The sequence below is a fragment of the Actinomadura logoneensis genome (assembly GCF_003428695.1).
Classification (GTDB): domain Bacteria; phylum Actinomycetota; class Actinomycetes; order Streptosporangiales; family Streptosporangiaceae; genus Spirillospora; species Spirillospora logoneensis.
Genome location: NZ_QURH01000258.1, coordinates 1 through 10,701, shown reverse-complemented (window position 1 = coordinate 10,701; position 10,701 = coordinate 1). Strand labels below are relative to the sequence as shown.

7 protein-coding genes and 1 pseudogene are annotated in these 10,701 nt (G+C 73.1%); 3 read left to right on the top strand and 5 right to left on the bottom strand.

What is annotated here, in order from left to right:
- Together DZF91_RS39820 and DZF91_RS15330 are read right to left on the bottom strand one after the other, a co-directional pair.
- A pseudogene (locus tag DZF91_RS39820) lies at positions 1 to 783 on the bottom strand (hypothetical protein); the annotation flags it as partial.
- Between the two features lie 254 nt (positions 784 to 1,037).
- Positions 1,038 to 1,973 (bottom strand): ATP-binding protein, encoded by a 936-nt coding sequence (locus DZF91_RS15330; RefSeq protein WP_117358147.1) that lies wholly within the window; start codon positions 1,971 to 1,973, stop codon positions 1,038 to 1,040.
- Between the two features lie 224 nt (positions 1,974 to 2,197).
- On the opposite strand from DZF91_RS15330, the gene nicT reads away from it, so the two are divergent.
- Positions 2,198 to 3,319 (top strand): Nickel transporter NicT, encoded by a 1,122-nt coding sequence (gene nicT, locus DZF91_RS15325; protein ID WP_199486652.1) that lies wholly within the window; start codon positions 2,198 to 2,200, stop codon positions 3,317 to 3,319.
- A gap of 25 nt (positions 3,320 to 3,344) precedes the next feature.
- Here nicT and DZF91_RS15320 read toward each other — a convergent pair whose 3' ends face one another.
- Positions 3,345 to 3,947, bottom strand: coding sequence for a mycothiol-dependent nitroreductase Rv2466c family protein (locus DZF91_RS15320; protein ID WP_117358146.1), 603 nt, complete (start codon positions 3,945 to 3,947; stop codon positions 3,345 to 3,347).
- A gap of 198 nt (positions 3,948 to 4,145) precedes the next feature.
- Here DZF91_RS15320 and pepN point away from each other — a divergent pair, with 198 nt between their 5' ends.
- Entirely contained in the window at positions 4,146 to 6,680 is a 2,535-nt protein-coding gene (pepN, locus tag DZF91_RS15315) for an aminopeptidase N (RefSeq protein ID WP_117358145.1), read from the top strand.
- Positions 6,681 to 6,738: 58 nt separating this feature from the next.
- Here pepN and DZF91_RS42055 read toward each other — a convergent pair whose 3' ends face one another.
- A complete protein-coding gene (locus tag DZF91_RS42055; protein WP_235834311.1) occupies positions 6,739 to 8,457 on the bottom strand; it encodes a DUF6745 domain-containing protein in 1,719 nt (572 codons plus the stop codon).
- Positions 8,458 to 8,597: 140 nt separating this feature from the next.
- On the opposite strand from DZF91_RS42055, the gene DZF91_RS15300 reads away from it, so the two are divergent.
- Positions 8,598 to 9,575 (top strand): hypothetical protein, encoded by a 978-nt coding sequence (locus tag DZF91_RS15300; protein ID WP_117358144.1) that lies wholly within the window; start codon positions 8,598 to 8,600, stop codon positions 9,573 to 9,575.
- 4 nt (positions 9,576 to 9,579) lie between these two features.
- Here DZF91_RS15300 and DZF91_RS15295 read toward each other — a convergent pair.
- A partial coding sequence (locus DZF91_RS15295; protein ID WP_147341162.1) for a 4-alpha-glucanotransferase occupies positions 9,580 to 10,701 on the bottom strand: 1,122 nt, incomplete at its 5' end.

Sequence of the window (10,701 nt, the reverse complement as noted above, 5' to 3'; positions counted from 1 at the left end):
GGGCGCGGGAGCAGAGGCGGGCGCGGGAGCAGAGGCGGGCGCGGAGGCCGGGGCCGGGCCGGGCGGGGGCTGCTCGGGGCCCGGCTGCGGCGGGACGTTCGGGGCCCACTGCGGGTAGCCGCCGGAGGCGTAGGGGTTGCCGGGTCCCGGCGACGCCTGCGGGTGTCCCGCCATCTGCTGCGGAGGCACGGCGACGGGCGGCCCCGGAGGCACGGCGGCGGGGCGGCCCGGAGGCACAGGGGCCGACGGACGGACGTTCCGGAGGAGCAGGACGGCCGCCAGGGCGCCCACCCCGGGCAGCCAGCCGAACAGCAGGCCGAACTGGGAGCCCGTGTAGGCCTGCTGCCAGACGCTGAGGCTGACCTGTCCGCTCGGGTAGTGGAAGACGTCGGCGTACAGGAAGCCGCGGACGAACCCGGTGAGCCCGGCGGCCATGAGAGCGGCCCACCACCCCAGGACCAGGGCCTGGAACAGCCCCTGCCCGGCGTGCAGCGTCCGCGCGCCCGCGAAGACGATGAGGCCGAGGACCAGCAGGAACAGGAAGGTCGAGACGTCCTGCGCGACGATCAGTTCGCCGACTCCGCCGTTCATCCGGCCGCCGGGGCCGGTGATCCGCCAGATCGGCACCTGCGAGACCAGGACCAGGGGGCTCAGGCCGCGGTCCATGTCCGCCTGGGCCTCCATCAGGGCCTCGTTGACCCACTGGTTCGTGAACCCCAGCACGTACAGGACGGTCGGCAGCAGCGCGCCCCCGGCCACGACGAGCATCCGCCGAACGGTCATGGCGCGCACTGTAGTCCCGATCACCGCGGCGCCGCAGCCCTTTCGTCCCGGTTCGGAAGGCTCTTTCCGGCCGTTCCACACCGCCGTTCCGAACAGCGAGGCAAGGCCCGCCCCCGCGAGCACCCGCCCCTCTGCCGAGCGAGCCGCGGACCGCCCCGACAGGCGGACCGCCACGACAAGCGGACCACCCCGGCAGGCAGGCGGCCACGGACGAGGGAGCGCCGCTCCTCGCGTCAGCGGTTCGGGTGGACTCTTCAGGTCGGGTAGCGGAAGTCCGGGTCGATCTGGCGCTCCAGTTCGGCGACGGCGGCGGCGTCGGTGCGGCTGCGGGCGTTCCTGAGGTGGAACTCCACGGCCTGGCGGCGGTACTTCTCCCAGTCCTTGCGGCGGGCGTCCACGGCGGCGAGCATCCAGTCGAGCGCGGCCTCGTTCGCCGACTCCAGCTCCACGCCGTGCCGGCCCTGCTCCAGGGCGCGGACGGCCGCCGACTGGCTGACCCACGTCAGGAGGTCGTCGCCGACCTGCTCGCGCAGGTAGGCGATGTCGGCGTCGCCCTGGATCTTGTTGCCGACGACGGTGATGGCGACGTCGTGGTCGGCGGCGTACTCCCTGTACTGGCGGTGGACGGCGACGCCCTTGCGGGTGGGCTCGGCCACCAGGAACATCAGGTCGAAGCGGGTGAACAGGCCGGAAGCGAAGGTGTCCGCGCCCGCCGTCATGTCCACGACGACGTACTCGCCGGGGCCGTCCACCAGGTGGTTGAGGTAGAGCTCGACGGCGCCGGTCTTGGAGTGGTAGCAGGAGACGCCGAGGTCGGCGTCGGTGAACGGGCCGGTGACCAGCAGGACCGCGCCGTCCACCTCCTCGCCGAGCGCGTGCACGGGGTCGTTCCCGCCGACCGCGAGCAGCCGCGAGCCGGAGCCGGGCGGGGTGGTCTTGACCATGGCGGACGGCGAGGAGATCCGCCAGTTCCGGCCGCGCAGGTGGGTCCTGATCTCCGGGAGGCGGTCGCCCAGCGCGGGGATCTTGGCCGCGCGCTCCTCGTCCAGGCCGAGGGCGACCGCCAGGTGCTGGTTGATGTCGGCGTCCACCGCGACGACGGGCAGGCCCTTCGCGGTGAGGTGCCGGACGAACAGCGCGGCCAGGGTCGTCTTGCCGCTGCCGCCCTTGCCGACGAACGCTACCTTCACGTATGCCCCCAAACGGATATGAAAACCGTTGCCACGTCCAGGAGGGCCGAGTCTGCTGCAGCGGAGATCGGGAGGCAAGCCGAATCCCCGGTGAATGCCCAGGTCACAGCCCCGGCAACCGCGTCCGTCCGGGAAGGGCGGAATGATCCCCTCGCGGGTATTGCAACTTCCTTGCAACTGCGTAGATTTGGTCAGAGCAGCACATACGCGAGAAAGGCGGACGGATGAGCGAGACCGGCACCGGGGTGCGGCGCTCCCTGGGCGCGGGCGAGTGGGGCCGGCTCGGCGGCATGGCGGCCTTCATCCTCGCCCTGCACGTCGTCGGCTGGGGCATCCTGCTCCTGCTGGTCCTGCCCGGCCACTACCGCCTCGGGGACGGCAAGCTGTTCGGCATCGGCGTCGGCCTGACCGCCTACACGCTCGGGATGCGGCACGCCTTCGACGCCGACCACCTCGCGGCCATCGACAACACCACCCGGAAGATGATGAACGAGGGCAAGCGGCCGGTGTCCATCGGCTTCTGGTTCTCGCTCGGGCACTCCTCGGTGGTGTTCGTCTCGTGCGTCCTGCTCGGGCTCGGCGTGAAGGCCCTGGCCAACGGGATCTCCGACGAGCAGTCCGGCCTGCACAAGATCACCGGGACGATCGGCCCGACCGTCTCGGGCACCTTCCTGGCCGCGATCGCGACGATCAACCTGGTGATCCTGGTCGGGATCGTCAAGGTCTTCCGGAGGATGAAGGCCGGGGAGTACGACGAGGCCGCGCTGGAGGACCAGCTCAACAACCGCGGCTTCATGAACCGCATCCTCGGCCGCTTCACCCGGCTGATCACCAGGCCCTGGCAGATGTACCCGCTCGGCTTCCTGTTCGGGCTCGGCTTCGACACCGCCTCGGAGATCGCGCTGCTCGCCCTCGCCGGGAGCGCGGCGGCGGGCGCCGGACTGCCCTGGTACGCGGCGCTGTGCCTGCCGATCATCTTCGCCGCGGGCATGTCCCTCTGGGACACCATCGACGGCACGTTCATGAACTTCGCCTACGGCTGGGCGTTCTCCAACCCCGTCCGCAAGGTCTTCTACAACATCACCCTGACCGGCGTCTCGGTCGTGTTCGCGTTCGTGATCGGCGGCACCGAGCTGCTCCAGGTCCTCCAGGACCGCGCCGGGCTGAGCGGCGGCTTCTGGGACTGGATCGGGAACCTCGACCTGAACATCGCCGGGTTCGTCGTCACCGGGCTGCTGCTCGTCCTGTGGGCGGGCGCGCTGCTCTACTGGAAGCTCGGGCGGGTGGAGGAGCGCTGGTCCGCCGGGCTCGCCGAAGCCGACGAGCCGGCGCGCACCACGGCCTGACCGGGCGCTCCCCCGCCCGCGGGGATCAGTCGAAGATCGGGTCGCGGGTGCGGGTCCGCTTGAGCTCGTAGAAGCCGTCCACCGACGCCACGGCCACGACCCCGTCGAAGAGCTTCAGGGCCTGCTCACCGCGCGGGATCGGGGTGACGACCGGGCCGAAGAACGCGTGCCCCTCGACCTCGATGACCGGCGTGCCGACCTCCTGGCCGACCCGGTCGATGCCGTCCTTGTGGGACGCGCGGACGGCCGGGTCCAGGGACGTGTCCTCGGCGGCCGAGGCCAGCTCGGGGTCGAGCCCCGCGGCCGTCAGCGCCTCGCGGAACAGCTCGTCGCTCCACTCGCGGCCCTCGTTGTGCCGCCGCGTGCCGAGCTCGGTGTAGAGCCGGCCGAGCGCCTCGGGCCCGACCTTCTGCTCGACCGCGACGGCGATCCGCACCGGCCCCCAGCCGCGCTCGATCATGTCCCTGTACTTCTGCGGGACGTCCTTGTCCTCGTTCAGGACCGACAGGCTCATCACGTGCCAGTGGACGTCCAGGTCGCGGTGCTCGGCCACCTCGTGGATCCACCGGGACGTGATCCACGCCCACGGGCAAAGGGGGTCGAACCAGAAGTCGACACGCTGGGACATCGTCAGCCTCCTCAGGGCAGGTCACAAGTCGTCATCGCCAACCCGGACCCGTCCTTCGACATTCCCCGCGCACGCGCGTCCCGACACACCGCGGACGGACACACCGCGGACGGACACAGGACGGCGCCACCGACGCCGAAGGGGCCCGCGCATTGGTAGACATGGGGGGACAGGCTTTTTGACGAGCAAGGAGTACACGTGGCAGGCAACCTCACGCGCGAAGAGGCGCGGGAACGGGCGCGGCTGCTCACCGTCCAGTCGTACGAGGTGGAACTCGACCTGACGACCGGCGCCGAGCGGTTCGGCTCCACCACCGTGATCCGGTTCGGCTGCGCCGAGCCGGGCGCCTCGACCTTCGTCGACCTGCACGGCGGGGTCGTGCACGAGGTGACGCTGAACGGCCGGGCGCTCGACCCGGCGTCCTACGACGCGGAGAAGGGCCGCATCCCGCTGCCCGACCTCGCCGCCGACAACGAGCTGAAGGTGGTGGCGGACGCCACCTACTCCCGCTCGGGCGAGGGCCTGCACCGCTTCGTCGACCCGGTCGACCAGTCCGTCTACCTCTACACGCAGTTCGAGACGGCCGACGCGCACCGCATGTTCACCTGCTTCGACCAGCCGGACCTCAAGGCCGAGCACGAGTTCACGGTCATCGCCCCCGAGGACTGGGAGGTCGTGTCCAACGAGGCGCCCGAGAAGGTCGAGGGCCGGGTCCGGCGGTTCGCGCGGACGCCGCGGATCTCCACCTACATCACCGCCCTGGTCGCCGGCCCGTACCACGTCGTCCGCGACGAGTACCGGCGCGCGGACGGCTCGGTCATCCCGCTCGGCGTGTTCTGCCGCGCCTCGCTGGCCGAGCACCTGGACGGCGACGCCATCGTGGACGTGACCCGGCAGGGCTTCGCGTTCTTCGAGGAGGTCTTCGGCCGCCCCTACCCGTTCAACAAGTACGACCAGCTGTTCGTGCCGGAGTTCAACGCGGGCGCGATGGAGAACGCGGGCTGCGTCACCTTCCTGGAGGACTACGTCTTCCGGTCGCGGGTCACCGACGCCGCCTACGAGCGCCGCGCCGAGACGATCCTGCACGAGATGGCGCACATGTGGTTCGGCGACCTGGTCACCATGCGCTGGTGGGACGACCTGTGGCTGAACGAGTCGTTCGCGACGTTCATGAGCGTCCTGTGCCAGGCCGAGGCCACCAAGTGGAAGAGCGCCTGGACGACGTTCGCGAACCTGGAGAAGGCGTGGGCGTACCGGCAGGACCAGCTCCCGTCCACGCACCCGATCTCCGCCGACATCCCCGACATCCGGGCGGTGGAGGTCAACTTCGACGGGATCACCTACGCCAAGGGCGCGAGCGTCCTGAAGCAGCTGGTGGCCTACGTCGGGCGGGACAACTTCCTCGAGGGCGTCCGGCACTACTTCGACCGGCACGCGTGGGGCAACACCGTCCTCACCGACCTGCTCGGCGCGCTGGAGCAGACGTCCGGCCGCGAGCTGACCTCCTGGTCGAAGGAGTGGCTGGAGACCGCCGGCGTCAACACCATGCGCCCGGCGTACGAGCTCGACGCGGACGGGAACTTCACCTCGTTCGCCGTCCTGCAGGAGGCCAAGCCCGACTACCCGACGCTGCGCTCGCACCGCCTCGCGATCGGCCTGTACGACCGGACGCCGGACGGCATCGTCCGCCGCCGCCGGGTCGAGCTGGACGTCGTGGGCGCGCGCACCGAGGTGGCCGAGCTCGTCGGCGACAAGCGGCCCGACCTCATCCTGGTCAACGACGACGACCTGACCTACACCAAGGTCCGGCTCGACGACCACTCGCTGAAGACGCTGGTCGAGGGCATCGGCGACATCAAGGACGGCCTGCCGCGCGCCCTGTGCTGGTCGGCCGCGTGGGACATGACCCGCGACGCCGAGATGGCCACCCGCGACTACGTCCGGCTCGTCGTGTCCGGCATCCGCGGCGTCACCGACATCATGGTCACCCAGACCCTGCTGCGGCAGGCGCGCACCGCCCTGCAGCAGTACGCCGACCCGGCGTGGCGCCCCGAGGGCCTGCGGCTGATGGCGGACGCCCTGTACGACCTGGCCCGCGAGGCCGCGCCCGGCTCGGACTTCCAGCTCGCCTACGTCCAGGCGTTCACCGCCGTCGCGTCCTCGCCCGAGCACCTGGCCTACGTCCGGGGCCTGCTCGACGGCACCGAGGTCCTTGACGGCCTGACCGTCGACACCGAGCTGCGCTGGACCCTGCTGCGCCGCCTGGTCGTCAGGGGCGAGGCGGGCCAGGCCGAGCTGGACGCGGAGCTGAAGCGCGACCCGACCGCGGCGGGCGAGCGGCACGCCGCCGCCGGCGCCGCCGCGATCCCGACCGCCGAGGCCAAGGCCGCCGCCTGGGAGAAGATCACGTCCGGGACCCTCCCGAACGCCGTCTTCCGCGCCACCATCGGCGGCTTCGTCGAGCCCGACCAGGCCGACCTGCTGCTGCCCTACGTGGACAAGTACTTCGCCGAGGTCGGCCGCGTCTGGAAGGAGTGGTCGAGCGACACGTCCCAGACGTTCGCCGAGGTCGGCTACCCGTTCCTGGTGATCGACCAGTCCACGGTGGACCGCACCGAGGCGTACATCGCGGAGCACAACCCGCCGTCCGCCCTCGTCCGCCTCCTGTCCGAGGGCCGCGACGGCGTCACCCGCGCCCTCAAGGCCCGCGCCAAGGACGCCACCGCCTCCTGACGCACCGCACGAGAAAGGCCGCCCGGCACCCGCCGGGCGGCCTTTTCGGCGGGAGTGGTCAGTCGGCCACCAGGCGGGACGCGGCTGAGAGGGTCGTCCGACGGCTCGAGCCGCTGCCTTCGCGCTGGCGGCGGATCACGTAGGTGCCGGGCGCGATGCCGGAGCCCCCGTGCTCGGGGTGCATCAGGTAGACGGGCGCGGTCGCCTCGAAGACGCCGAGCGCCATCCGGGTACGGCTGTACAGGTCGCTCGTCCAGCGGCACGTGCCCGGGTCGGCGACGAGAGTGTGCGGGTTGCCGCCGGCCGCGCCGCGCAGCACCTCGATCCCCTGGGCCGGGACCTCGGTCCAGCGGGGCTGGTGCTCCAGGGTCTCCGTGGCCGTTCCGAACGGAACGACGATCAGGTCGCCCTGGGCCTGGAGGCCGTCCAGGACGGGGATGGCGACGTCCCGCTCCAGGTGGTCGAGCACGTCGTGCCCGTAGCGGAGCGTGAGGTCGGCGAGGGTCATGGTGGTCATGGGCATCACCGTGTGAGATCTCAGGTCCGGCGCTGGAGCCGGGCGTACTGGTCGGGGGTCAGGTCGTAGGTCCAGGCAGCGGCCGCCAGCGGGTCGGCCAGGTCGGACGGGACGGTCAGCCCGTAGCGGCGGCGCGTCCCGTCCCGTTCGACCGACCCGTTGACGGCGAGCAGGAGCCGGGCGGGCGCGCCCCAGACCATGCCGGGCAGGTCGTAGAGGCGCAGGTCGAAGCCGGGGTTGCCGGGGTCCGGGGCCGTCGCGACCAGCTCCATCCCCACGCTCCCGATGTAGGCGTCCCAGCCGATGCGCTCGCCCGATGTAGGCGTCCCAGCCGATGCGCTCGATGGCGATGCGCCGGACCTCGACGTTCGGTTCGGCGCGGACGCGTTCCGGCGTCGGGTCGGTGAGCACCCATACCGGGACGCGGAATCCCTTCAGGGCGTGGACGCACCATCCGTCGGCGAACGCGACGGCGGGACCGTCGGGGTTGTGGAGCCGCCCGTCCTCGTGGTGGACGGACGTCGGGCGTTCGGCGACCACGCACACCTCGTCGTGCGGCCACCACCAGCCGCAGGACCGGGCGAGCGTCGCCCAGAGGTCGAGCTCACGGTCGAGCTCGGGGGTGTAGGACGCCGGCCCCGTCCGCCGCCAGACGTCGTAGTGCGCGACCCAGGCCGCGTCGTGCTGGCCGCGCCAGGCCAGTCCGAGCGCGTCGCCGCCCAGCGCCGTCAGGGCCAGGCGCAGCGGGGTGAGAAGGGCGTCCCGCAGGAACTCGCGCAACGGGTCACGGACCAGGACGTCCAGCAGCTCGCCGAGGGGGACGCCGTCCCTCAGCGCCCCCTCGGGGTCGTCGGTGCGCCAGCGGCGGGTGGTCTGCCGAGGCCGCCCCCACGCCGGCGGTTCCCAGGGGCGGCCGGTGATCCGGTCGAGGGCGGAGCGGAGGTTCCCCAGTTCGGAGGCGAGACGGGACGCCACCGGCAGGTCACCCGCGTAGTCGGCGTGCCGCATCCGGGTGCGGGCCCTGCCGGTGATGCCGGCGGCGAGAGCGCCCGCCGGGGAGTCCACCCAGACGAAACGGGGCGGGGAGACGCCGACGAGCCGGTAGAGCTCGCTGATCGCGGCCTCGGTGGCGGGACGGTCGGCGGGGAGGGTGCAGAGCGCCCGTGCGGTCCATGCGTCGCGGAGCGCGGCGGCCGTCCGCCAGCGTTCCAGGTCCACGGGTTCGGAAGCGCCGCGCGTGCGCGGCGTGGGGTGCGTCACCGCACCGGGGCGTTCAGCCCCTTTCGGTTGATCATGGACCGATGGTGACACGGCGGAAGCGGCCCGGCAAGGGCGGCGGAGACGGAGGTTTCCGACGGGGGACGGCTTGGGCGGGGTGAACGACATGGCAAAGTGACGGGGTGGAGACCGCGCGGGACGTGCTCAGGGTGTTGGCGGAGCGGTATGCGTTCGGGGATCTGGAGGCGCTGACGACGGGCGGGAACGGGCCGGTGGCGCCTCTGTGCGCGTTCGGGCAGCGGGTGCTCGACCTGGACGCCGAGGACTTCGGGATGCCGGAGGAGGCCGGGGAGGTCCCGCGGGACCTGCTCGACCGCGCGCGAGCGAGCCGGATGCCCCAGACGGCCAAGGAGCGGCCGCGCGGGGCGCTGGCGAGCCTGCGTCCGGCGTACCGGCTGCTGCTGGAGGTCATCGACATCCGGTGGCGGCGGCGGGAGATGGCGCCGCTGGTCGCGGCCGTGCACATCGCCGCCGAGTACGCGCCGATGCTGGCCTGGGAGCCGGTGCTCGGGCACGCGGGCGACCCGGCGCTGATCGGGCGGTCGGTGACCGGACCGGGCAGCCGGTTCGGGGTGCCGGTCGAGCCGGGCTCGGAGCGCGACTGCGACCACACCCGTCCCGAGCGCTCCGCGTGCGAGCGGACGCTGCGGGTCGCGAACGAGCCGGGGCCGGGCTGGCGCGCCTACCTGGACCGGCAGCACAGCCAGGTCGCGCGGGCGCTCGGCGACTGCGCGGCGCGCTGCCGGACGCCGTGCAGCGTGATGTCCCGGATGGACGCCGGGGTCCGCGCCGACCTCACCGCCCGGTGCCGCCTCGCCGCGGACTTCGCCGACAGCGCGCTGGTGCGGCTGCGGCACGCCGCCCCGGTCGGGCACGGGTTCGGGGTGCCGTCGCCCGAGGAGGTGCAGACGGCGTGGGCGCGCGCCCGCGCGTCGCTGCGGCACCATCCGCTGGGCGAGCAGGCGTTCAAGAACGACGCGGCGGACGGCTACCCGCTGCCGGGCCTGCCCGGCCTCTTCTCGGCGATCGGGGCGACCGAGCTCGCCCCCGACGACCTGCTGCAAGAGGTCTCCCGCCGCCTCCTGACCGCCCTCGCCTGAGCCCTCACGGGCGCAGCGGCCCCAGGTCGTCCAGCAGGACGGGCCGTCCCGACGCGTCCGCGAGCGGCACCCGCCAGTTCGGGTACTCGTCGACCGTGCCGGGCTGGTTCTGGGTGCGGCGCTCCCCCACCAGGTCGGTGAGCGCGATGCCCGCCAGGCGGGCCGGGGTGCGGCGCAGGAAGGCGTGCAGGGCGTGCGCGACCTCGGCGTCGTGGGCGGACGAGCCGGAGTCGAGCGCGGCGAGGACGGCCGCCGGGGACGACGCCAGCAGCCCTTCGTCGGCGAGCAGTCCGAGCCAGCCGGCCAGCGTGCGGCGGTGCTCGTCGCGCTCCTCCTCGATCGGGCGGGTCAGCAGGCCGAGGCGGTCGCGCAGGGTGAGGTGGTCGCCGTGCAGCATCCCGGCGATCGGCGGCATGTCGTGCGTCCCGACCGTCGCGAGGGACAGCTCGCGCCACTCCCCCGGCGGTTTCGGACGGCCCTCCCCGTCCCGCTCGAACCAGAGCAGGGACGTGCCGTACACGCCGCGCGCGGCCAGGTCCTCGCGCAGGCCGGGCTCGACGGTGCCGAGGTCCTCGCCGACGACCACGCCGCCGGTGCGGGCGGCCTCCCAGGTGAGCGCGGACAGCATCGCGTCGCGGTCGTAGGCGACGTACGCGCCGTCCGCCGGGGACGCGCCGTCCGGCACCCACCACAGCCGCGACACCTGCAACGCGTGGTCGAGCCGGAGGCCGCCGCCGTGCCGCAGGGCCGCCGCGACCATGCCGCGGAACGGCAGGTAGGCGGCCTCGGCGAGGCGCGCGGGATGCCACGGCGGCTGCGCCCAGTCCTGGCCGCGCTGGTTGAACGCGTCCGGCGGCGCGCCGACGCTCATGCCGGGCGCGAACAGCGGCCGGTACATCCAGGCGTCCGCGCTCGAGGGGGCGACGCCGACCGCCAGGTCGTGGACGATCCCGATCGTCATCCCGGCGCCGCGCGCGGCGGCCTGCGCGGCGCCGAGCTGCACGTCGAGCCGCCACTGGAGCCAGGCGTGGAAGTCGACCCGCGCCGCGAGCCGCCGCGCCGCCGCGGCCACGGCGGGCCCGTCGGCGTCGCGCAGCCCGGCGGGCCAGGCGCGCCAGTCGGGCCC

What these genes read in the sequence shown, in the direction of transcription:
- DZF91_RS15320 (WP_117358146.1), bottom strand. Translation starts at nt 3,947, where the DNA reads ATGTCCCAGCGTGTCGACTTCTGGTTCGACCCCCTTTGCCCGTGGGCG.
- nicT (WP_199486652.1), top strand. Translation starts at nt 2,198, where the DNA reads ATGAGCGAGACCGGCACCGGGGTGCGGCGCTCCCTGGGCGCGGGCGAG.